The 23,183-nt window shown below is 43.7% G+C and carries 30 protein-coding genes; 28 read left to right on the top strand and 2 right to left on the bottom strand.

Going from position 1 to position 23,183, the window contains the following annotated elements; translation table 11 throughout:
• The 28 genes from EXU57_RS08465 (at nt 1) to EXU57_RS08600 (ending at nt 21,286) form a co-directional block, all read left to right on the top strand.
• Nucleotides 1-1,347: a DUF4302 domain-containing protein gene (locus EXU57_RS08465; protein ID WP_133267763.1), complete on the top strand. Its 1,347-nt coding sequence runs from the start codon at nt 1-3 to the stop codon at nt 1,345-1,347.
• 263 nt (nt 1,348-1,610) lie between these two features.
• Nucleotides 1,611-2,471 (top strand): hypothetical protein, encoded by an 861-nt coding sequence (locus EXU57_RS08470; protein ID WP_133267764.1) that lies wholly within the window; start codon nt 1,611-1,613, stop codon nt 2,469-2,471.
• A gap of 438 nt (nt 2,472-2,909) precedes the next feature.
• Entirely contained in the window at nt 2,910-3,215 is a 306-nt protein-coding gene (gene rpsJ, locus EXU57_RS08475; RefSeq protein WP_039142986.1) for a 30S ribosomal protein S10, read from the top strand.
• A 264-nt stretch (nt 3,216-3,479) separates the two neighbouring features.
• Nucleotides 3,480-4,097, top strand: a complete 618-nt coding sequence (rplC, locus tag EXU57_RS08480; protein WP_133267765.1) for a 50S ribosomal protein L3 — start codon at nt 3,480-3,482, stop codon at nt 4,095-4,097.
• Between the two features lies 1 nt (nt 4,098).
• Complete coding sequence (gene rplD / locus EXU57_RS08485) at nt 4,099-4,749, top strand: 50S ribosomal protein L4 (protein WP_133267766.1); 651 nt, start codon at nt 4,099-4,101, stop codon at nt 4,747-4,749.
• Between the two features lie 83 nt (nt 4,750-4,832).
• Nucleotides 4,833-5,132 carry a 50S ribosomal protein L23 gene (rplW, locus tag EXU57_RS08490; RefSeq protein WP_133267767.1) on the top strand — a complete coding sequence of 100 codons (300 nt, stop codon included), beginning with the start codon at nt 4,833-4,835 and terminating at the stop codon, nt 5,130-5,132.
• A gap of 108 nt (nt 5,133-5,240) precedes the next feature.
• Nucleotides 5,241-6,080, top strand: a complete 840-nt coding sequence (gene rplB, locus EXU57_RS08495; protein WP_133267768.1) for a 50S ribosomal protein L2 — start codon at nt 5,241-5,243, stop codon at nt 6,078-6,080.
• Nucleotides 6,081-6,247: 167 nt separating this feature from the next.
• The gene (gene rpsS, locus EXU57_RS08500; protein WP_133267769.1) at nt 6,248-6,517 is read left to right on the top strand and encodes a 30S ribosomal protein S19; all 270 of its coding nucleotides are present in this window, start codon (nt 6,248-6,250) and stop codon (nt 6,515-6,517) included.
• Between the two features lie 65 nt (nt 6,518-6,582).
• On the top strand, nt 6,583-6,987 hold the full coding sequence (gene rplV / locus EXU57_RS08505; RefSeq protein WP_133267770.1) for a 50S ribosomal protein L22: 405 nt from the start codon (nt 6,583-6,585) through the stop codon (nt 6,985-6,987).
• Nucleotides 6,988-7,005: 18 nt separating this feature from the next.
• A complete protein-coding gene (gene rpsC, locus EXU57_RS08510) occupies nt 7,006-7,833 on the top strand; it encodes a 30S ribosomal protein S3 (RefSeq protein ID WP_133267771.1) in 828 nt (275 codons plus the stop codon).
• Nucleotides 7,834-7,923: 90 nt separating this feature from the next.
• Nucleotides 7,924-8,343, top strand: a complete 420-nt coding sequence (gene rplP, locus EXU57_RS08515; protein ID WP_133267772.1) for a 50S ribosomal protein L16 — start codon at nt 7,924-7,926, stop codon at nt 8,341-8,343.
• 84 nt (nt 8,344-8,427) lie between these two features.
• Entirely contained in the window at nt 8,428-8,640 is a 213-nt protein-coding gene (gene rpmC / locus EXU57_RS08520) for a 50S ribosomal protein L29 (RefSeq protein WP_133267773.1), read from the top strand.
• A gap of 16 nt (nt 8,641-8,656) precedes the next feature.
• A complete protein-coding gene (gene rpsQ, locus EXU57_RS08525) occupies nt 8,657-8,914 on the top strand; it encodes a 30S ribosomal protein S17 (RefSeq protein ID WP_133267774.1) in 258 nt (85 codons plus the stop codon).
• Between the two features lie 201 nt (nt 8,915-9,115).
• Nucleotides 9,116-9,484, top strand: coding sequence for a 50S ribosomal protein L14 (rplN, locus tag EXU57_RS08530; RefSeq protein ID WP_133267775.1), 369 nt, complete (start codon nt 9,116-9,118; stop codon nt 9,482-9,484).
• A gap of 107 nt (nt 9,485-9,591) precedes the next feature.
• Entirely contained in the window at nt 9,592-9,930 is a 339-nt protein-coding gene (gene rplX / locus EXU57_RS08535; protein ID WP_133267776.1) for a 50S ribosomal protein L24, read from the top strand.
• The gene (gene rplE, locus EXU57_RS08540) at nt 9,930-10,505 is read left to right on the top strand and encodes a 50S ribosomal protein L5 (RefSeq protein ID WP_133267777.1); all 576 of its coding nucleotides are present in this window, start codon (nt 9,930-9,932) and stop codon (nt 10,503-10,505) included. Before rplX ends, rplE begins: the two co-directional genes overlap by 1 nt.
• 45 nt (nt 10,506-10,550) lie before the next feature.
• Nucleotides 10,551-10,820: a 30S ribosomal protein S14 gene (gene rpsN / locus EXU57_RS08545; protein ID WP_133267778.1), complete on the top strand. Its 270-nt coding sequence runs from the start codon at nt 10,551-10,553 to the stop codon at nt 10,818-10,820.
• Between the two features lie 91 nt (nt 10,821-10,911).
• Nucleotides 10,912-11,313: a 30S ribosomal protein S8 gene (rpsH, locus tag EXU57_RS08550; protein WP_207955446.1), complete on the top strand. Its 402-nt coding sequence runs from the start codon at nt 10,912-10,914 to the stop codon at nt 11,311-11,313.
• A gap of 101 nt (nt 11,314-11,414) precedes the next feature.
• Entirely contained in the window at nt 11,415-11,969 is a 555-nt protein-coding gene (rplF, locus tag EXU57_RS08555; RefSeq protein WP_133267780.1) for a 50S ribosomal protein L6, read from the top strand.
• A 102-nt stretch (nt 11,970-12,071) separates the two neighbouring features.
• Nucleotides 12,072-12,422, top strand: a complete 351-nt coding sequence (gene rplR, locus EXU57_RS08560; protein WP_133267781.1) for a 50S ribosomal protein L18 — start codon at nt 12,072-12,074, stop codon at nt 12,420-12,422.
• A gap of 75 nt (nt 12,423-12,497) precedes the next feature.
• On the top strand, nt 12,498-13,016 hold the full coding sequence (gene rpsE / locus EXU57_RS08565) for a 30S ribosomal protein S5 (protein ID WP_133267782.1): 519 nt from the start codon (nt 12,498-12,500) through the stop codon (nt 13,014-13,016).
• A gap of 87 nt (nt 13,017-13,103) precedes the next feature.
• Nucleotides 13,104-13,316 (top strand): 50S ribosomal protein L30, encoded by a 213-nt coding sequence (gene rpmD, locus EXU57_RS08570; RefSeq protein ID WP_133267783.1) that lies wholly within the window; start codon nt 13,104-13,106, stop codon nt 13,314-13,316.
• A gap of 145 nt (nt 13,317-13,461) precedes the next feature.
• Nucleotides 13,462-13,911 (top strand): 50S ribosomal protein L15, encoded by a 450-nt coding sequence (gene rplO / locus EXU57_RS08575; protein WP_133267784.1) that lies wholly within the window; start codon nt 13,462-13,464, stop codon nt 13,909-13,911.
• Nucleotides 13,912-13,990: 79 nt separating this feature from the next.
• Nucleotides 13,991-15,337: a preprotein translocase subunit SecY gene (gene secY, locus EXU57_RS08580; protein WP_133267785.1), complete on the top strand. Its 1,347-nt coding sequence runs from the start codon at nt 13,991-13,993 to the stop codon at nt 15,335-15,337.
• 79 nt (nt 15,338-15,416) lie between these two features.
• Nucleotides 15,417-16,220, top strand: coding sequence for a type I methionyl aminopeptidase (map, locus tag EXU57_RS08585; RefSeq protein ID WP_133267786.1), 804 nt, complete (start codon nt 15,417-15,419; stop codon nt 16,218-16,220).
• A 72-nt stretch (nt 16,221-16,292) separates the two neighbouring features.
• On the top strand, nt 16,293-17,138 hold the full coding sequence (locus tag EXU57_RS08590; RefSeq protein WP_133267787.1) for a hypothetical protein: 846 nt from the start codon (nt 16,293-16,295) through the stop codon (nt 17,136-17,138).
• A gap of 188 nt (nt 17,139-17,326) precedes the next feature.
• A complete protein-coding gene (locus EXU57_RS08595) occupies nt 17,327-18,595 on the top strand; it encodes an NAD(P)/FAD-dependent oxidoreductase (protein WP_243745550.1) in 1,269 nt (422 codons plus the stop codon).
• A 114-nt stretch (nt 18,596-18,709) separates the two neighbouring features.
• A complete protein-coding gene (locus EXU57_RS08600; RefSeq protein WP_133267788.1) occupies nt 18,710-21,286 on the top strand; it encodes a zinc-dependent metalloprotease in 2,577 nt (858 codons plus the stop codon).
• Between the two features lie 208 nt (nt 21,287-21,494).
• On the opposite strand, the gene EXU57_RS08605 is transcribed toward EXU57_RS08600, so the two are convergent.
• Both EXU57_RS08605 and trxA read right to left on the bottom strand, forming a co-directional pair.
• On the bottom strand, nt 21,495-22,388 hold the full coding sequence (locus EXU57_RS08605) for a TraB/GumN family protein (protein ID WP_165958079.1): 894 nt from the start codon (nt 22,386-22,388) through the stop codon (nt 21,495-21,497).
• Nucleotides 22,389-22,767: 379 nt separating this feature from the next.
• The gene (trxA, locus tag EXU57_RS08610) at nt 22,768-23,085 is read right to left on the bottom strand and encodes a thioredoxin (RefSeq protein WP_133267790.1); all 318 of its coding nucleotides are present in this window, start codon (nt 23,083-23,085) and stop codon (nt 22,768-22,770) included.
• Nucleotides 23,086-23,183: the final 98 nt, after the last annotated feature.

The following is a 23,183-nucleotide window of genomic DNA, read 5'->3' on the forward strand; positions in this document are numbered from 1 at the left end:
ATGAAAAATGTTTTTGGTTACATATTGTTGGTCTCTGTAATACTATCATCTTGTCGAAAGGATGATGCCCCTGCTTTCGAGAAGTCTGCTGATGAACGGTTAAATGAGGTTTTAACAAATTATCAAAATCAGCTTACAAGTGCAGAAAATGGGTGGAAGGCAGTTATTTATCCGGCTGGTGGTGGCGCTTTTAGTTTTTATTTCAAGTTCAACGCTAGCAATCGAGTAAATATGGTTTCAGACTTCGACTCTGCTTCAGCCGTTACTTTAAAAGAAAGCAGCTATAGGCTTAAAGCTTTACAGCAACCCAGCCTGGTGTTCGACACCTATTCGTATGTTCACGTTCTTGCTGACCCCAACGAGAATGTAGGCGTAAAGGCAGACGTAAATGGAGGACCAGTCGGGGTTGGGTTAAAGTCCGACTTCGAGTTCTATTTTGACTCTTCGAGTACAGATACCATTAACCTGATTGGAAGGATGAATGGAAGTAAAGCCGTATTGGTAAAAGCTACCCCGCAGGAAGCACAAGTATTCACTTCAGGTGCGTTCAACATCAACCAGTTTCGCTCTGCCTATGGCAGAATACTTGAGTACTTCAAGCGTTTGTCAATCGGTGGCCAAACATATGAACTCAACATCAACAATACGACAAGACGTATAACATTCAACTGGTTGGACGCCTCCAACAACCTGCAGTCTTTTAGCAGCCTATTTTACTTTAATACAACAGGTATCGGCTTTGTCACCCCATTTAATACAGGAACAACGGTGATTAGTGAATTGAGAAATGTTAATTGGGTGAGCGCTAGTAATAGCCTGACGGTAACAATTGGAACAGTCACAGGCACTATTGCAGGAGCTAAAGCCCCCCTAAAAATTGATATAAGTGCTCCACAACGCTGGAGGCAGTATGCAATTGATAATGGTAATGATTATTGGTACTCACCCTGGGGGTGGCATTCTAATGGAGTAGATGATGTCTTAAACCTAAGGACGAGCATTCCTGGCTATAATTATGTGATCTATGGCCCAAGGGGATATGGAGGTTGGACCGGGGGTGATTTATGTGGTGTGATACATTCTGCAGGAAATGGTGCAAGAGCAGCGTCCTATGCAGCTCCACCAGCTATTGCTAATGGCATCATTAAATTCACCTGGCTGCAATCAAATATAGGATTTGGATCTGCTCTTCCAGCCGCCGCTAACAACCTAATATATGGTACTACAAATTCAATCAGAGCTTATTTAACAGACCCTGATGGCTTTTACCTTGTTCAAACCGGTCCTTCGTCCTATGATATGGTAGAAACAGCTGAAGCCAAAACATGGATCAGTTGGTTGTTTTAACCACCTCAACTTCTGACTTGCAACTGGAGCCGCCTAGAACATTTGTTTTTAGGCGGCTTTTAATTGAGCCGTACAGCATTGATTTAACGACTATAGATATTGACACGAATTCTATGTTGTTTCTGCTATCAGCTTTACTAATTGCAAAGCAGCATAATTTAGAACGATATCCAGTCGTTATTACAACGCGCAACACATTCGTTCCCCGAAAAACCATTTTCTGAGTTAGCTTCGGAGGAACTATTAAACCCTGCGTACCTTTTATGAACTTTTCTTTCCTTCAAACGGTTTGTGGTTTGCAACCAACCCGTTTGAATGTTTTTGCGGTGTCAGGCAAAAAGATGCATGGTCAATTGGTTTTTTTTGCTTCGGTGAGCCTGTTGCTACTTAGTGGCACGCTGAATGCACAATCGGTGGGGCTAAAGCAAGCTGGTATCGTCTCAACAGACGCAATGGTTAAGAGCCAGGCTTCAGGAGTCGAATACCACTTTTTGGATACAATTAGCCAGCTTAGCTCGCCGCGGAATGCACGCGTAGATTACCCCCACGCTGAGCGTGGCTCCTCAACACCACAAAGTCCGATACAACTCACTGCAACTTACAAGGGCCGGGATGTACTGCTAAACTGGGAGATTGACGCTGCATCCAGGGCAAAGGGTGTGACAATCGAGAAATCTTATGACGGACGTTCCTTTTCAGCATTAGCGGCCTTCGCTGCCCCTGTCAGCGACGTGCTTCCCACATCGTTCAACACAATAGATCCCAAAGCTTCTCTTGCTAAAACCCCATGCATTTACTACCGTTTAAGGGCAGCCCTTCCAGGTGGGGCCCATGAGTATTCCCCGGTTGTAGTGGTGCCTGCAACCAATAGCTTTAGCGTGGGAAGGGTGTTCCCTACCCCGGATAAAAATGAACTCCAGGTGAACCTGGTCTTAAACTCACATGCGGTGGTCCGGATTGCAGTTGCAAACGAAGGGGGCGAAATACTTGCAAAACATGTTTATCACCCACACCGGGGCGCCACTCAACTCCATGTTCCAGGGTTTAGAAAATTGCCCGTGACGGGCTTTTTGTTAAGCATCGAGGTTAATGGCGAAAAACAGGTCGTGAAAGTAGCAGATTAGACACTCCCTAACTTAACGTGGCCTTAATTAATGATTACGGTTGTGTAGGTGGCCATACGCCTAAACGCTTTGTTTAGGTTAATTGCTTTTAGTCTTTGAACAAAGTCTGCAGAGGAGTAATAAGCCGCAGACCCGAACAATTACCCGTTTAGCGTATTTAACACAGTAAATACAAAGTATTTACCGTTAAGGGGCCCGTTGAAGCACAAGCTGAACAAACCGGAGCTGTTTACCGCTAAATGGGCAAAATTCCTCAATCTCTGCCCGGTTTCGTATTTTGTGTAACCATTTAGATTTTTTTTGAAAAAATGGGCTGGAATCTTCAATAAAATGTTGGCTGATATGTTTCTCCCGCTTACCTTTGCGCTCCCAAATCAAAGATTCACGAAGGCTTCCGACTAATCATTTACTTCGTAATTAGAAAAATTGGGTTCGACTATGTCTCAACGCATCAGAATTAAATTACAATCATACGATCACAACCTGGTAGATAAATCTGCAGAAAAGATCGTAAAAACAGTTCGCAGTACAGGTGCTGTTGTAACTGGTCCAATTCCCTTACCAACACAAAAGAAAATCTTCACCGTGTTGCGTTCACCACACGTGAATAAAAAAGCCAGGGAGCAATTTCAATTGTGTACGCACAAAAGACTGCTTGATATCTATACTTCTTCTTCAAGAACTGTAGATGCACTGAGCAAACTCGACCTGCCTTCAGGTGTTGAAGTTGAGATTAAGGCATAAGCCTGTCCCTCGGGATAACAAAGTTCTTACACGTCATCTCTCAATCGTTCCTTGGAACGCCGAAAGAGCGCTGATTAACATAAACCGCCTTAGGTTATTTTGATCTAAGGCAAGACATATGAACAAGCCCTTCGAGGTTTGTTTACTACCGGTACTTCCTCTCTCACCATTGAGAAAAATGTGAAAAGGTCGGTAGCAAACGGGGATCGACTCCAACTTTACCGGTTGGAGGTCCTTTTAACATCGGGGCATAAACAATACACAATGAAAGGTATTATTGGTAAGAAGATTGGTATGACCAGTATCTTTGGCACCGATGGCAAACAGACAGCTGTTACCATTATCGAAGCTGGTCCCTGCACCGTTACCCAGGTTAAAAACCAGGATACGGATGGTTACACAGCCGTACAGTTAGCATACGGCGACAAGAAAGAAAAAAACTCCACAAAGGCCGAAATCAATCACTTCGCAAAGGCCAACAGCGCAACTAAGCGCTTCGTAAAAGAATTTAGAAATTATTCCCTCGAAAAAGCACTGGGTGATACCATTTCCGTCGACATTTTCACTGAAGGTGAAAAAGTTGAAGTTGTAGGTACAACTAAAGGAAAGGGCTTCCAAGGTGTTGTAAAACGTCATGGCTTCCACGGTGTTGGTGAAGGTTCACACGGACAACACGATCGCCAGAGAGCACCAGGTTCAATTGGTGGTTCCTCTTATCCTTCCAGGGTGTTTAAAGGTATGCGTATGGCTGGCCGTATGGGTACCGACCGGGTTAAAGTAAAAGGATTGCAGATCGTAAAAATCTTCCCTGAAAAGAATTATTTATTAATCAGTGGTTCTGTTCCCGGCCACAATGGTTCCATCGTTTTAATACAGAAATAATATGCAAGTAGACGTTTTAAATATACAAGGTCAGTCAACCGGACGTTCCGTTGAGTTACCCGATGAGATATTTGGTGGCGAGCCAAATGAGCATGTGATCTACCTGGCCGTTAAACAATACCTGGCCGCTCAGCGCCAGGGTACCCACAAGGTGAAAACCCGTGCAGAAGTTCAGGGTGCCAGCCGTAAACTTCACAAACAAAAAGGTACTGGTGGAGCCCGTAAAGGTAACATCCGTAACCCATTGTATAAAGGTGGTGGTACCATCTTCGGGCCTAAACCGCACCGTTATTCCATCAAGCTTAACCGTAAGGTAAAAGACCTGGCTAAAATCAGTGCACTTTCTTACAAAGCAAAGGAGAATGCAATTGTTGTTGTTGAGGACCTGCAAATAGATACACCAAAAACAAAGCAATTTCTTGGTATCATGAATGCCCTGAATGTAGGTGATAAAAAAACCTTGTTCGTTATTCCTGAGTACAACGATGTTTTGTTCCTGAGCAGCCGGAACATTCCAAATGCAGCAACCAGCCTTTTAAGCGATATCAATACTTACGACATTGTAAATGCAGACGTATTGGTGATGACTGAAAGCGCAGTTAAAATCTTTAACGAAGACGATGTTGCCGTTGAAGATGTGCCAAACGCATAAATCAGAAATGAATTTTTGAAGTGAAGTGGATACGGTGAGATTAGTTCAAAAATGCAATTTTCAAAACATTTCAAATAAGTAAAATGAGACTCGCAGAAGTTTTAGTAAAGCCGATACTTTCTGAAAAGGCAAACGCCCAACAGGACAAATTGAGAAGGTATGCTTTCAAGGTTGCACGTAAATCGAACAAACTCGAAATTAAAAAGGCTATTGAAGAATTTTACGGTGTTACCGTAGTGAACGTAAATACTGCAGTTCTTCCTGGTAAAAATAAAACCAGGTATACAAAAGCTGGTTTTGTAAAGGGTCAGAAACCCGCTTACAAGAAAGCGCTTGTTACTGTTGCAGAAGGCGAAACCATTGACCTGTACGGAAGCATTTAAGTTTATTCCGGATTAGTTCGCCAATAGATTACAAACGAATGGTCGGCAAGACCGCAAACATTGCAAAACTTAACCACGTAATAGTTGCGTGGTACCAAAATCAGAGTTATGGCATTAAGAAAATATAAACCAACAACCGCAGGCACCCGCTGGAGAATAGGAAATGCCTACGCAGAGATCACTACAGACACGCCTGAGAAAAGTCTATTGGAGAAGAAAGGTCGTACCGGTGGAAGAAACTTCCAGGGTAGGAGAGCAATGAGGTATATCGGTGGCGGTCATAAGAAAGCTTACCGTATCATCGATTTTAAAAGGGATAAGAAAGACATTCCTGCTACTGTTGCAAGTATCGAGTATGATCCGAACCGTACAGCATTTATCGCTTTACTGCACTATGTGGATGGTGAAAAGCGATACATCATTGCACCACAGGGTTTGCAGGTAGGTACAACAGTGCTTAGCGGCGATGCGGTTGCACCAGAACTTGGCCATGCTTTACAAATGAAGAACATGCCACTTGGTACGGTTATTCACAACGTAGAAATGCAGCCTGGTCAAGGCGGAAAGTTGGTAAGAAGCGCCGGCGCAAGTGCGCAATTAAGCAACAAAGAAGAGAAGTACGCGGTATTGAAAATGCCAAGTGGTGAGTTAAGAAAAGTGTTGATCAATTGTTATGCTACTGTTGGTGTCGTAAGCAATAGCGACCATAGCCTTCAAAGCATGGGTAAAGCCGGTAGAAATGTTTGGAAGGGTATCCGCCCGCGTGTTCGTGGTGTTGCCATGAACCCTGTAGATCACCCGATGGGTGGTGGTGAAGGTAGAGCAAGTGGTGGTCAGCCAAGGAGCAGAACCGGTCAATACTCAAGAGGTTTAAAAACCAGGACCAAAGGAAAAGGAAGCGACAAGCTGATTATCCAACGGAGTAATGGTAAAAAACTGGCTAAATAGAATCGATTTCGGTCGCCGGTTATTTGGATCGCTGCGTAAAGATGAGGGCGTACAAGCCCGCCCGGCTGAAGCCATGCGGACGGGAGTGCGACGCAACGATGCAGAGAAAAGAACAAACGCCGGGTACCAAATTCAACACCTAACATCATAAATCTAAAATCGACATAATGGGTCGTTCAATTAAAAAAGGTCCTTACGTAGCAGCCAAACTGGAAGGTAAAGTGCTTGCTATTAACGACGGTACTGCCAAGAAATCTGTTATCAAAACATGGTCTCGCCGCTCTACTATCACTCCTGATTTTGTGGGTCATACATTTGCTGTTCACAATGGCAACAAGTTCATTCCCGTTTACGTAACTGAATTTATGGTCGGCCATAAATTGGGCGAATTTGCTCCAACCCGCAACTTCAAAGGACACTCTAACAAAAAACAATAAATCAGTTCCGGAAGGCCCTGGATCATTCTCCTTGTCAGTCAGCCGGAATTCGAAAATATAATATCATGGAAGCAATAGCAAAATTGAGGAACTACCCGACGTCGCCACGCAAAATGCGTCTGCTCGCTGACCTAATTCGTGGAATGGGCGTTGAGAATGCGATAGCGACTCTTGAACATCATCCTAAACATCCGGCTACTCCATTGGGAAAATTGCTAAAAAGTGCAATCAGCAACTGGGAGCAGAAGAACGACGGCACCAGCGCTGCTGATGCTAACCTGGTTGTTAAAACCATTTTCGTTGATGGTGCAAGAACGTTAAGGCGTATGCGCCCCGCGCCTCAGGGTCGTGGTTACCGTATTCGCAAACGCAGCAATCACGTGACCATCATTGTCGACGAAAAAACAACTGAAGTGTCTAAAAACACTTATGGTTCAAACGACAGGGCTTCTAAAAATAATCATTCGTAAATCTTATATATCCAGAATATGGGTCAGAAAACAAATCCGATTGGTGCAAGGTTAGGTATCATCCGTGGTTGGGAAAGCAACTGGTACGGTAATCACAAAGATTACGCAAAGAAGCTTATTGAGGATCATAAGATCAGGACATACCTTACTGCCCGTATCAACAAAGGCGGGATTGCTAAGATCGTAATAGAGCGTACCCTTGGTAAATTAATCATCACTATACATACATCTAAGCCCGGTATCATCATCGGTAAAGGTGGTGGCGAGGTAGACCGGATTAAAGAAGAGTTGAAGAAGTTGACCGGTAAAGATGATGTTCAAATTAATATCCTTGAGATCCGTCGTCCGGAACTGGATGCAAATATTGTAGCCGATACGATTGCGCGCCAGATTGAAAACCGTATCAACTTCAAGAGAGCGATCAAAATGTCCATCGCATCAGCGTTGCGCATGGGTGCAGAAGGAATTAAGGTAAAAGTTGGTGGTCGTTTGGGTGGTGCGGAAATCGCCCGTAGCGAAGAAATCAAGCAAGGTCGGGTGCCACTTCACACCTTCCGTATGGATATCGACTATGCTAATGTATTTGCACAAACTGTTTACGGTAAAATAGGTATCAAAGTATGGATCTGTAAGGGTGAAGTACTTGGACAAAGGGATCTTAACCCGAATTTCATCAGCGGTAAAGAGCAGGCCGGCGGACCAGGTGGCGACAGAAGAGACCAGAGAGGTGATGACAGAGGTTTCCGTGGTGGCGGAGGTGGCGATAGGAGAGGTGGTGATAACCGTGGCCCAGGTGGTGGCGGTGGTGGACGTGATAATCGTGGTGGTGGCGGCGGCAGAAGATAATTTCAGCCGAACGAATTAGAAACAAATTATTGAATTGTCAGGTAAAGGGTGAAATAATCCCCCCAACCTGGAACTTGAAACTATAAAAAGATGTTACAGCCAAAAAGATCGAAGCACAGAAAAATGCAGAAAGGACGAATGAAGGGTGACACTAAACGTGGCGCTACATTATCCTTCGGTTCATTTGGATTGAAAGCTTTGGACTCTGTATGGTTAACAAACCGTCAGATCGAATCTGCCCGCCAGGCACTTACCCGTCACATGAAGCGTGAAGGTAATGTTTGGATCCGTATTTTCCCCGATAAGGTGATCACCCACAAGCCTGCAGAGGTAAGGATGGGTAAGGGTAAAGGTAACCCCGAATACTGGGCTGCTGTTGTTCAACCCGGACGCATCATCTTCGAAGCCGATGGCGTTCCCGAAGAAGTGGCAAAAGGCGCATTTATGCTTGCTGCACAGAAGTTACCTATTAAAACAAAGTTTGTTGTAAGAAGGGAACTACAATCATAACCGGCGCAAATCAGAAGATGCAGGTTAAAGGTGATTTGATGATCATAACCGGTGTTTTCGATTGCCCACTTTCAAAATATAACAATGCCTAATAAGAAAGTTGAATTTAATAAGGGTCTGAAAGACATGAACGAAGAGGATCTTCAGGCCAGGATACGGGAAGACGAAATGCGCTTGAAAAAGCTCGAATTCGCTCACGTGATCACCCCGCTTGAAAACCCGATGAGCATACGTGGTTTAAGAAAAGAGGTTGCCCGTTTGAAAACAGAATTACAGAAAAGAAAGTTAGGTATCTAACTATAAATACAGAACCATGTTAGAAAGAAATTTGCGTAAAATCAGAATTGGTGTCGTAAGCAGCAACAAGATGGATAAAACCGTAACTGTTGCTGTTGAAAGAAAGGTGAAACACCCGATCTACGGTAAATTCGTAAAGAAGACCACCAAATTCCACGCACACGACGAAAAAAACGAGTGCAGCATCGGTGATCTCGTTAAGATCATGGAAACGCGTCCGCTGAGCAAAACAAAGCGCTGGAGACTGGTTGAAGTTGTTGAGAAAGTAAAATAATACGCAACGATGTTGCCATTTCAACATCGGGTATAAAAATATTCAATAGAGCAGACGTAAGATACGGCGATCTTTTTTGAACCAGGCGGCAGTAACACAGAATAAACATCGTTGCGTCGCATTCCGTTCATCGGCAGTGCCAGGGGGATCTTTCCCTTTTCTGCCCCGATCCGGTGTCCGACATCTAAAATTCAAATTAAAATGATTCAGCAAGAAAGCAGATTGAACGTGGCTGACAACAGCGGTGCCAAAGAAGTTCTTTGCATCCGTGTACTGGGTAACTCTGGCCAGGACTACGCGAAAATTGGCGATAAGATCGTAGTTACCGTTAAAGATGCTATGCCTGCCGCCGGTGTTAAAAAGGGTACAGTATCCAAAGCAGTTATTGTAAGAACCAAAAACAAGCTTCGTCGCAAAGATGGTTCTTATATTCGCTTTGATGACAATGCAGTTGTGTTGTTAAATGCTTCTGACGAACCAAGAGGTACCCGTATTTTTGGGCCCGTAGCGAGGGAGCTCAGGGACAAAGGCTATATGAAGATCATATCCCTGGCGCCAGAGGTACTATAAGGTTGAGTTTTAAATGTTGAATGTTAAATGGAGAATTAACTCAGAACTATTCAACATTAGCTTATTCAACATTCAACATTTGACATCTAACATTTAAATTATCAATAGTGAGCAACAGATTTAAACCCAAGTTCAACATCAGAAAAGGTGATACCGTTGTGGTAATTGCCGGTGATGACAGGGATCTGAAAAAACCCCGCAAAGTTCTTGAAGTTATCCTTGATAAAGGACGGGTAGTCGTCGAAGGGGCAAATATCATTACCAAACACACTAAGCCAAGTGCTCAAAACACCAAAGGCGGACTGGTAAAGAAAGAAGCATCTATAAACATCAGCAACGTGATGTTGTGGGATGAAAAAACAGGCGCTCCAACCAAAGTTAAGCGCACCCGCGAAGAAGGTAAATTAGTTAGAACAGCTAAAAAATCAGGGGAGGTAATCAAATAATGGCTACTACTACATATACTCCAAGATTAGCAGACAAGTACAAAAATGAAGTTGTACCTGCTTTAATGAAGAAATTTGGATACAAGTCCATCATGCAGGCGCCGCGTTTGCAAAAGATTTGTTTAAACAGGGGCGTAAACGGCGCTGTTACTGATAAAAAACTTGTTGACGTTGCAGTTGATGAGTTGACCACCATCAGCGGTCAGAAAGCAGTTGCTACTATTAGTAAGAAGGACATCTCGAACTTCAAACTGAGAAAGAACATGCCGATTGGTGCAAGGGTAACCCTTCGTGGTGTGAAGATGTATGAGTTTCTTGATCGTTTTATTGCTGTATCGCTTCCACGTGTACGCGATTTTAAAGGAGTAAACGACAAGTCATTCGATGGCCGCGGTAACTATACGATAGGAGTTACCGAACAGATCATCTTCCCTGAAATCGATATTGATAAGGTAAATAAGATTACCGGTCTGGATATCACGTTCGTTACTTCTGCAGTCAATAATGAAGAAGCCTATGAACTGTTGAAAGAACTTGGTATGCCTTTCAAAAACATCAAAAAAGACATCAGCTAAATAATTGTTGACAGCTCATGCTGTCAATTTTTAAACAAAATCATTATGGCAAAAGAATCTGTAAAAGCCAGGCAAAGAAAAAGAGCTGCAATGGTAGCTAAGTACGCTGAAAAAAGAGCTACACTTAAGGCTGCCGGCGATTATGCTGCACTCGACCTGCTTCCAAAAAATGCTTCTCCTGTACGGCTTAAAAACCGTTGTCAGTTAACCGGTCGTCCAAGAGGCTACGTTGGTTATTTCGGACTTTCGAGAAACATTTTTAGAGATATGGCACTGGCAGGAAAAATCCCGGGAGTTACAAAAGCCAGCTGGTAAATACCTGTTTGCCCAATGCAGGGTAAATAGCATTTTTTTATAAACACTTATTTCCAATTATTCCGGAGTTTCGGAATGTAGGAGGGCACAAATTATGGTAACTGATCCTATAGCAGATTTTTTAACGAGAATTCGTAACGCTCAGATGGCGAACCACCGTATTGTAGAAATACCTGCAAGCAATCTGAAAAAGCGTATGACTGAAATCTTATACGATAAAGGATATATTCTTAAGTATAAGTTTGAAGATGATAGCAAACAAGGCGTGATTAAGATCGCCCTTAAATATGATGCCGCGACCAAGGTTCCTGCAATTCGCAGCCTTGAAAGAGTTAGCCGCCCGGGCTTACGCCAGTATTCAAAACCAGGCGAGTTCCAAAGGGTGAAAAATGGTCTTGGTATCGCAATCGTTTCTACTTCTAAAGGTGTAATGACTGACAAAGAAGCTAAAACGCAAAATGTAGGTGGCGAAGTTCTTTGCTACATCTATTAAAACCTGTTTTTTCCGGGGTTGATTGACAATTAAGTTTTCTATACGTAACTGAACACGATCAACTTCTAACCATATAGCATTTACAAAATAAATTTTCGAATATGTCTCGTATAGGTAAACAACCTGTTACACTGGATCAGGGAGTGACATTAACAGTCGGTAACGACAATGTCATTACTGTTAAAGGTCCTAAAGGCGCACTCAGCCAGGCAATTGACAGGGATATTAAGGTGGAAGTAGTTGACGGGCAGGTGTTGATCACCCGTCCTACCGACCAGATCCGCCACCGCTCTATGCACGGTTTGTATCGTGCGCTTATCAACAACATGGTAAAGGGTGTTACGGTTGGTTTTAAGAAGCAACTGGAACTTGTTGGGGTTGGTTACAAGGCCGTTAACCAGGGTAATGTGCTGGATCTGGCACTTGGTTATTCACACAACATTATTGTAGAGGTACCATCTGAACTTAAAGTAACTACCGAAACCCTAAAGGGTCAAAATCCAAAGATTTTCCTGGAAGGTAGCGACAACCAATTATTGGGAGCAGTTGCTGCAAAAATTCGTGGTCTACGTAAGCCTGAACCATACAAAGGAAAAGGTGTTCGTTATTCTGATGAATTCATCCGCCGTAAAGCTGGTAAGGCAGCCGGTAAGTAATAGTGCTTTCTTCTTGTTGATTGGGTACATTCCCATGTTCCCAATTAACAATTCAACATATCAACTACTTTCCCGGCAGTATCGGGAAGCAAATAATCAAAGATGGACAAACTTATAAAAAGGCAGAAGATCAGGTACCGCATTCGTAAGAAGGTAGCCGGTCTGCCAAACAAACCACGCTTATCCGTTTTCAGAAGCAATGCTGAGATTTATGCTCAACTGATTGACGATACAACCGGAACAACACTGGCATCTGCTTCTTCAAGAGAAAAGGATATTGTTGCGCAAAAGGTTAACAAGGTAGATAAGAGTAAGCTGGTAGGTGCTGCCATTGCCCGCAAAGCAACCGAACTTGGTTTAAACACCTGTGTGTTCGACCGGGGTGGCAACCTTTATCATGGACGCGTAAAGGCGGTAGCCGACGGTGCCCGCGAGGGTGGTTTACAATTCTAAAGTTTTCACGATGTGATTATAGCCACATCAGAAATTATAATCGCATTTCGTATAACGTATTCGAAAAAATAGCAAATGTCAAAAGCAATATTTAATAAAGTGAAGGGTGCAGACCTGGAACTCAAAGAGAAAGTAGTATCGATCAACCGGGTGGTTAAAACTACAAAGGGTGGTCGTACATTTAGCTTCTCTGCGTTGGTGGTTGTAGGCAATGAAAAGGGTGTTGTTGGTCATGGTTTGGGTAAGGCGAAAGAAGTTCAGGAAGCGATCACAAAAGGAATTGAAGATGCTAAAAAGAACCTGATAAAAGTTCCCATCATGCACGGCACTATTCCTCATGATCAGCTTGCAAAAGAAGGTGCAGCGAAGGTGTTTATCCGTCCTGCAGCCCACGGTACAGGTGTAATTGCAGGTGGTAGTATGCGTGCAGTTCTTGAGAGTGCAGGAATTACCGACGTACTTAGCAAGAATCTTGGTTCTGCAAATCCGCATAATGTGGTTAAAGCGACGGTTAAAGCGCTTGCTTTACTCAGGGAGCCAATTACTATTGCCAAAACCAGGAACCTTAAGCTAAGCAGGGTTTTCAACGGTTAAACTAAAACCAAAGGGGTGTTTCTATGCATATCCCCTTATTTACCTGTAGCATCATCTACGGTTCATGCTACTAAAATTGATAACACAATGAGAACGATAAAAATAACCCAGGTAAAAAGCGGCATCGACAGGAATGAAACCGCAAAGCGTACCCTTATTGCGCTCGGTATAAAAAAACTGAACGGATCGGTTGAAGTTGAAGCCACTCCTCAAATTCTTGGAATGGTTCGCAGGGTTTTACACCTTATAACAGTCGAGGACGTTGCAGCAGGCGAAACGGTAAGCGCAGCCGCTGAATAGTTCTACGCGCTTTTCGTAACGTTTTACCCAATTGACTGCACAATCGTCGTGCCCTTTACACTCCGGATCTCATAAATGATTTCCGGATTTTACAAATTATCTTATAAGCGAGGGGAATTAACCCCGTTAAGTAAAAATTACAATTATGAAATTACATACGCTCAGACCAGCACAAGGTGCCACTCACAAAGAGAAAAGAATAGGCCGTGGTGAAGCTTCCGGTAAAGGTGGAACTTCTACAAAGGGTAATAAGGGTGGACAAAGCCGTGCGGGTTATAAAAGCAAGATGGCTCACGAAGGTGGTCAGATGCCTATCCAACGTCGTTTACCAAAGCGTGGATTTAAGAATTTCAATCGCGTTGAATACAAAGTACTCAACCTTGGACAGATTGATAGTTTGATCGAGAAATACGGATTTACTGAGATTACTCCCGAGAACCTGTACATAAATGGTTTACTTAGCCAGACAGATCGGATCAAAATTCTTGGAAACGGAGAGCTAAAGGGTGCGGTTAGCTTCAAAGTGAACGCAATAAGTGAGAAAGCAAAGGCAGCGATTGAAGCTGCGGGTGGCAGCGTTGAAATTGTGAGCTAATTTTTACGATATTTGCCAGACGCATCTCCTGATGCGTCTTTTTTGGTTTTATCGATCAACACCCTCAACTAAATATCAAGTGAAAAAATTCATACAGACTTTAAAAAACATCTGGACGATAGATGAACTAAAGAGTAAGATCCTGGTGACGTTGGGATTGGTGCTTGTTTATCGTTTCGGAACACATATTGTTCTTCCCGGAATAGATCCAAACCTTCTGGATGTTTCAAAGAGCCAGGCCGCAAACAACGGACTTCTGGGTTTGTTTGACACGTTTGCTGGTGGAGCCTTCTCCCAGGCCTCGATAATGGCACTTGGTATTATGCCCTATATCTCTGCATCAATCTTTATGCAGCTGATGACCATCCTTGTTCCGCAGCTACAAAAAGTGCAGAAAGAGGGTGACAGCGGACGTAAGAAAATAAACCAATGGACTCGTTACCTGACCGTGATTGTTACCGCTTTCCAGGCTGGTGCATATGTGGCTTACCTTAACGGTCCCGGATATGTAGAAGCTATTATTCCTGCGTTCAAGCCTTACTTCTGGCTTTCTACAGTAGTAACCCTTTCTGCAGGTACCCTATTCGTGATGTGGCTGGGTGAAAAGATCCAGGACAAGGGATTGGGTAATGGTACTTCAATCATTATCATGGTGGGTATTCTTGCCCGGTTTCCACAAGCGCTTATCCAGGAGTTTGCTGCCAAGCAGGCAAAAGGTGGCGGTGGATTGCTTATCTTCTTAATCGAGATTGCAATATTTATTGCGATTGTGATGGGCATTATCATCCTGGTTCAGGGTGTTCGTAAAATACCGGTAAACTATGCGAAGCAAATTGTTGGCAACCGCCAGTTTGGAGGCGCAAGACAGTTTCTCCCAATGAAAGTGAACAGTGCTGGTGTAATGCCGATCATCTTCGCGCAGGCGATTATGTTTCTGCCTACCCTGTTTTCATTTACAAATACCGAATCTGGACAGGGCATTGCCAAAGTCTTTGGCGATCATAGCAATTTCTGGTACATGTTGGTGTATTCGGTCATGGTAATTGCATTTACTTTCCTGTACACTGCTCTCATATTTAATCCTAAGCAAATGGCTGAGGACCTGAAACGCAACAATGGGTTTATACCCGGAGTTAAGCCAGGTCAGCCAACTGCTGATTATATCGGTGCCGTTATGGATAAGATCACCCTTCCGGGAGCGATTTTCCTTGCACTTGTTGGTATCCTGCCTGGCTTTGCACAGCGTTTAGGCGTTACCTCCTCCTTCTCTACCTTCTTTGGTGGAACTTCGCTTTTGATTATGGTAGGGGTAATCCTTGATACCCTTCAGCAGATCGAAACCCAATTACTGATGCGCCAATACGATGGCCTTATGAACAGTGGTAGAATACAAGGCAGGCAGATGAGCACCGCTTCTTCGATCTAATTACTTTATTACAATACTTACTTAAACCTGCCCGGTCCTACCAGGCAGGTTTATTTTTAACATGAGCCGACCAAGGAATATGATTCACTATAAAACCGATGCTGAAATTGAGTTGATGCGCAAAAGTAATTTGCTGGTCAGCCAGGCGATCGCGGAGGTCGCCGGTTTTTTAAAGCCTGGTGTAACCACGAAACAAGCTAATGACCTTGCAGAAACTGTTATACGCGATAATGGTGGAGTTCCGTCTTTTTTAAATTATAGGGGCTTTCCGTTTGCGGCATGTATTTCTGTGAATGATGCTGTTGTACATGGTTTTCCAACCAGCGATGTTTTAAAAGATGGCGACGTGGTATCCGTTGATCTTGGTGTGTTCATGAATAATTTTCATGGCGACAGTGCTTATACATTTGCGCTCGGCGAGGTAGATGAAGCCGTTCTAAATTTGTTGCGGGTCACCAAGGCTTCTCTTTACAAAGGAATCGAAAAGGCGCATCACGGCAACAGGATCGGCGATATCGCCTTCGCAATTCAGGATTACACGGAAAAGGTGCATGGCTATGGTGTCGTTCGGGAACTTGTCGGCCATGGGATAGGGAAAAGCCTACATGAAGACCCACAGATGCCAAACTTTGGTAAGCGCGGAAACGGGCCTAAACTCAAGGAAGGAATGGTATTGGCAATAGAACCAATGATCAATTTAGGTGTGAAAGAGGTTTTCTATGATGACGATGGCTGGACTGTTCGCACTAAAGACCGCAAGCCATCAGCTCATTACGAGCACTCGGTTGCAATTCGCAAATCCGGTGCTGATATATTATCGTCCTTCGCCGGTATTGAGGTGGCCGAAAAATCTAACCCAAATCTGAATTCAGCCTATCATTAGTATATTTTTAGCAAAAAGCAATAAACCCTTCTTTCATTCGAAGGGTTTTTTATTTTAGTAAAAATTGTTGTTATGGCAGATGAACCAAACTCCGACGAGTTGTACAGCGATGACCCCGAAGAACAATTGAGAATGGAAAACCAGGTTTTGAAGTTGAAGCTTCTTGCCGAACTGGGTGGAGAGTTTGAACAACTTAATGAACTTGATCCTGAGATGGAGAACTTGTTTTTGAAAAATGTGCTTGAGTTTGAACATAAGTTTGCCCAGTCACCCTCAAAGACAATGTATGAGATCCTCGGAAAGCCTGATTTCAGGAAGTCTGCGTTACTTAGTGACGAGGAAGTTGTTTTTGCACTGGACGAGATTGTTGAATTACTAAAGCAGAAAAACATCGAAGTTGATTATGAGGTTTGGTATCCAGAGCGACAACGATACGAATTTATTACCGAAGAGCTATTTGCCCACGAAGCGTCAATGATGGTAATGCCCGGCATGACCATGCATTTTGTTTACGAGGAATTTCATCCCAATCACGACTATTATATTCGGAGACGTGCACAACAGTTCTGCGAAAATTGGTTTGAACGGTCATTTGACGAATACAGCTTTGAGTTGGCGCCAGTCATCAACCTGCCCGGGCATGGTCCTGCAACACGGGAAGAATTCCTAACTAAGATGCAGCAGGTTTTTAGTAGTTTTCAATACTTTGAAAATGGTCAATACGACATTGAATCAATTACATATGATCTCAAGGAAGAGGCCGTGAGTACAGGAATGGCAACCGGCACAGTAAGCTACGATGGTGTTCTTGAAAGCGGCGAAATACTACATACTCAAGGCATATTTAAGATATTTGTACAAATGGAACGGGGAATGTGGCAAATATGTTCTTTTGAATGGCCGGGCTTTGGTTGCTGATGCGGTACTACGGTGTAATCAAATGACATTAAGCTACAAACGATTCTTCCCGGCTGCTTGCCGCCGCAATTCTTTACCAGGGTAAACCATCAACCTCCACCCCTGCAATCACAACCTGACGGGGAACATGTTTCGCTCTTTTGAAATCAGGGTTTACTTATAATAGTTACTTAAATCGCAACGACATCGTGGAGAAAACAATAAAAGAAAACCATACAGAAAGACTTGTAGTGATTGGTGGTGGTGCAGCTGGTTTCTTTTGTGCGGTGAATGCAGCCAGATTAAATCCCGCTTTAAAAGTTATCATTGTTGAGAAAACAAGCAAGTTACTCTCAAAGGTTCGCATAAGTGGTGGAGGGAGGTGCAATGTTACACATGCCTGCTTCGAAGTACCTGCCCTGGTAAAGCGATACCCAAGAGGGGGTAATATGCTCAAGAAAATCTTCCAGCTTTTCGATACATCCGACACGGTAAAATGGTTTGAAGAAAGGCATGTCCCGCTTAAAACAGAACCTGATGGTCGAATGTTTTCCATTACGGACTCTTCGCAGACGATCATCAATTGCCTGATGTCGGAAGCGAACAGATATGGGGTGGAAATATCGATGAACAGGGAAGTTCGCAAAATCGAACCCGGCGGGATCGGTTTCCAACTACAGCTGAACAACGATGAGCAGCTGAGTGCTGATTTTGTCTGCATCGCCACCGGAGGTTATCCAAAGCCACAAATGTTTAATTGGCTTACCGATCTGGGGCATACTATAGAGGCGCCGGTTCCATCTTTATTTACATTCAATATGCCCGGAAACCCTATTACCTCTCTTATGGGAGTCAGTGTGGGGCACGTTGCTGTAAAAATTAGTGGCAGCAAGCTAAGTGAAACAGGTCCGTTATTAATCACCCATTGGGGAATGAGCGGTCCTGCAATACTTAAGTTATCTGCGTGGGGTGCGCGCGAACTTGCCGACAGAGATTATCACTTTACATTATTGGTAAATTGGATACCTCAATATAATGAGCACTCTTTGCGCGAGCGTTGGCAGGATACAAGAAACCAGTTGTCCGCTCAGAAAATTGCCAACCGAAATCCATTTGATATACCCGTTCGTCTCTGGATTTACCTACTTGAACAAAGCGGGATTAAACCAGATATCCGTTGGGCAGATTTGCCAGGTAAGGAACAAAATCGCCTGATTAAAAACCTTACTGCACAGGAATTTACGGTACAGGGAAAAACAACCTTTAAAGAAGAGTTTGTGACTTGTGGGGGAATCCGGCTGAGCGAAATTAACCCGGCTACATTTGAAAGCAGGAAAATGCCAGGTTTGTACTTCGCAGGGGAGGTGCTTGATGTTGACGGGGTCACCGGGGGGTTCAACTTTCAACATGCCTGGACAAGCGGGTGGATTGCAGCACAATCAATCGCCGGAAAGGTAGGCCAATTGCAAACGGTTTAACGTAGCCGGGGCTGAAAACGGTCACACCCCGGCCAGACCCATCAATTACCATTGGTGTAAATACCTCGCTGCCTAAAAGGCAAACTTGTATATTTATTTTCAAACCCTAAACACATGAATAAACTTGTACTCCTTACTGCTTTGGCCGTAGGGGTGGCCGGGGTGCCGGCTCTGGCGCAGAACGGTGCGACTGCAGCATCTGCGCAGATAGCGAAACCGGCTACGGATTCCGCAAAAGCGAAAAAGCCGGGAATAGCCGAGAAGATAAAGAGCAGTAAAAAAAGTGATGGCCTGTTTACTGTTTACCAGGACACAGTTACCGGAAGTGTTCAGTTGTATGTTAAAAAGGATCAACTTGGTAAGGAATACATCTACCAAAGTTTTTCATTAAACGGACCAACAACCTTATTCCTTAATCAAAGTATGCACCGAAGTACCGCCATCTTCAAGGTGCAAAAAGCATTTGATAAGCTGGAATTCTCGGAAGTGAATACCAATTTCTGGTATGATAAAAATAATGCAGTAAGTAAAACCGCCGGAATCGACGTTTCTGATGCTGTTTTGTTAGCTGAAAAGCTTGTTGCGGAAGACGAAAACGGTTACCTGATCGCTGCTGATGGCCTCTTCTTAAGTGAAAAGCTTGATCCCGTAAAACCGCTGGCGGTTCCCGGTATGCCGCCGGGTGCTACTTTCACCCTTGGGGGTCTTAATCCATCGAAGTCAAAGTATTACGAGGTACGCTCGTTCCCCAAGAATACCGACATCATGGTTGACCTGGCTTACGATAACCCCGCACCATTCAATAGTGGTGGGAAGGATATTACTGATGCAAGATATGTTCGGGTTAGGATGCAACATTCTTTTATTGAGATTCCAGACAATGATTTTCGTCCTCGACGCGATGATCCCCGCATCGGCTACTTTACACAGGAGGTAAACGACCAGACATCTATTGACGCGGTGCCATACCGGGATAATATCAACCGGTGGAACTTAAAAAAGAAAGATCCCGGAGCTGCCCTTAGCGAGCCCGTTGAGCCGATTGTATGGTGGATCGAAAATACCACACCCATAGAGTACCGGCAAACGATTAAAGAGGCAGGTGAAAAGTGGAATGAAGCTTTTGAAAAAGCCGGGTTTAAGAATGCCGTCGTGATGAAGATAATGCCCGATAAGGTAGACTGGGACGCAAACGACATTCGATACAATGTTATTCGTTGGGTATCCTCGGCTAACCCGGCATATGGAGCGATCGGGCCCAGCTTTGTAAATCCCAGAACAGGGCAAATTTTGGGTGGAGATATTACCGTTGAATGGTATAGCGGAAGTGCAACCCCCATCTACGACGAACTCTATAGCGGCCCCTCACAGCAAACGGCACCCCTTCAATATGCAGGCATGGGGATGCCGCAGGTGATGTGCAATATCGGTAGCGAATTAAAGGCTCAGTACAATGCGGGTCTTACTACACTGGAAGCAACCGGAGCTACCGGAGAAGAACTTAAAGAAATGCATAAGCAATTCCTGTATTACTTAATTCTTCATGAAATGGGTCATACAATGGGTTTGAACCACAATATGAAGGCAAGCCAGATGTTAAAGCCTTCGGAACTGCACAACACAGAAATCACGCGCAAAAAAGGCTTAATCGGAAGCGTGATGGATTATCCCGCTATTAATGTAAGCCTCGACAGAAGTAAACAGGGAGACTACTATACCACCAAACCCGGACCCTATGATCTATGGGCAATTGAGTTTGGCTATACACCCGTAAGTGAGCTCCAGGAAAATGCATTTCGTGAAAAACTCCTGAGTCGAAGTACTGAACCTGATCTTGCCTTTGGCAACGATGCCGACGACATGCGCTCTCCAGGTAAGGCTATTGACCCCAGGGTGAACGTAAACGACCTTAGCAGCGATGCGATCGCGTATGCCGAGGAACGTTTTAAACTGGTGAACCAGTTGATGCCAAAGCTTAAAGCAAAGTTTAGTAAGTCGGGTAAGAGTTATGCCGAACTCAAGGGTCGGTATAATGTACTCAATGGCCAGCGTAATCAAATGATCAATGCGGTGAGCCGGTATGTAGGTGGTGTATATATCGATAGGAGCTTTGTTGGTCAGACAACAAAAAACAAACCCTATACACCCGTGGCGGTAGCTACACAAAAACAAGCTATAGCAGTGCTGAACAAATATGTGCTGGCACCTGATGCATATTCTGCAGACGCTTATATCATACCCTATCTTCAGTCGCAGCGGAGGGGTTTTGGATTCTTTTCCTCTACTGAGGATCCCAAGTTGACTTTCACATATACAAATATGGCCTCCTCGGCACTGTCGCACATCATGCATCCTGCAACGATGCAGCGGATTACAAACAGCAGGCTTTACGGAAACACCTACAGCCTGGTAGACGTTCTTTCGGATCTCACGAAAGGAGTATTTGATGCAGACATTAAGTCCAATGTTAATGTTTACAGGCAGTACCTGCAAACCGGATTTGTGAAAAACGCTTTGGCTTTACTTGACGAGAGGTCACCAGTTGACGAGGTGAGCAAAGCAGCGGTTTTGTATTCGGTCAAAAAGCTACGCACCAGGTTAACGGCAACAGTTTCACCTGATGAGGAAACGAGAGCCCACCGTGCAAATTTGGTGTACCTGATTACTAACGCGATAGAAAAGCGGCGCTAAAGCGGGGTAACCCGGTAATTGTTGTTAAAATCGATTATCCCAAAAGGAGCCTGCAGCAATTGCGGGCTCTTTTACTTGGTTTAGGAATCATGACATAAAAAAGTGTTTACTCAGCTAATCTTTGCATTCGGATATGCTGTTTGAACTAAGCTCAAAGGACGGAATACGCTGATTGAGGAATAGTGGTAAACTTACAAAAGAGGTCTGTTTAGTTCATAAGTGGGCGTACTGCATAACCCTGCTGTCGCAAAAGGTTTAACACCCCTTGTTTGCCCCCAAGATGCCCGGCGCCAACAGCAAAAAGGGTTTTTTTGTTCAACGCAATATCCCGGAACTGTTTCACCCAATTGCGGTTGCGATCGTATAACAATAAGTCAAGGTAGCTGTTAACCCCGGATTCTTCACGCGTGGTCAGGTCATGTAATTTCTCAATGTCCTGTTCCCTGTAAACACCGATCATTTCGTTCATTGCCGACTTGTATTTACCGATACTGTCTATCAGTTTTACAAGTTCCTTAGCTTGTTCCTGATAAGGAATGCTATCAAATATACTGCTTTGAAAAGCCATTGTTTCCAGCCCTTTTGTAACCTTTTTCAAGCGGCTTGCCTCATCAATAATTCTAAGGTCAATACCGTTTTTCTGATCACAGTCCAGAAAGAGCTCATATAAACCAGAAGAGGTCATTAATGGTTGCTGCCTCTCGAGTATTTTGAATGGTATCGCCGGCTGATGTGTTTCAAAGAACAATTTCACTTTTTCATAATCCTGTGGAGTAAGCAAATCCGCTAGTGTCGTTCCTTCTTTCATCGATAAGCTCGTCATTCCGCTCATCAATTCAGCAATATCGTCCATGTCAACTTCAAGGTAAATCTGGTCAACCCCTTTTATTACTGCCTTAACGTTTTCGCTTAACACCGCTTCATTTGCACACATCATGTGCATGGTGCCAAGGAAGTAAGCAGGAGAAGATAACTGGTTGCCCGTGACTTCCCAAAGCAGGGTCTTTGAGGTAGGAGACTCCGGTATATTCGTTTTTTGCCTGCACGAAAAAAAGAGGGCAAGTCCCAGAAAGGAAAACACTTTTGCTGCTGATAGCTTCATAATGCAATACATTAATTTAAGAGACCAATCCCGACGATAAAAATGGCATGGTTTTGCTAATATTACTTATGTTTTTTAAGGGTTTAGGGTTGAAAAGGGGGCTCAATTCTTTGAGCCCTAATTTTTTGCCCATACCTGAAGGTTTTCAATCTATTTACAAGACAAAACCGATCTCCGATAGTTATGGAGTGTCACCTTCCAGACACAAGTTTAAAAGCACAATTCAGTTATTAGAAACGTTCAACTTCATTCCGAGAATATTTTTCCATAAAGCGGGAAAAATAATCCCCTAGAAATATACTGGTAATTTGATCGCGAAATTTTACACATAAAAAAAGCAGGAAATTTATCCTGCTTTCTTTACACCTTTGAACGATGATTATAAATGCGACTGGATTTTCTTATCAAGTATCGATTTAGGCACCGCACCAATTTGTTTGTCTACTACTTTACCATCTTTGATGAATAAAATGGCGGGTATCGACGTAATACCATAATTCATACTCAGGGTAGGATTGTGGTCAACGTTTACTTTTCCAACATTTACTTTTCCATCGTAGTCTTTGGCCAATTCTTCTACAACAGGACCGATCGCGCGACATGGTCCGCACCATTCCGCCCAAAAGTCTATGACCGTTAATTTGTCGCTGTCCAGTACTGTTGACTGAAAGTTTGCATCTGTGAATTCTAAAGCCATAAAGATAAATTTAGAGTATTAATATTAGCTGAATTGTCTTCAGCAGATTGTTAGATGCAAATTTACATCCATTCCCCTTTACTGCACTTTTTGACTTA

Source organism: Segetibacter sp. 3557_3 (assembly GCF_004354985.1).
Lineage (GTDB): Bacteria > Bacteroidota > Bacteroidia > Chitinophagales > Chitinophagaceae > Segetibacter.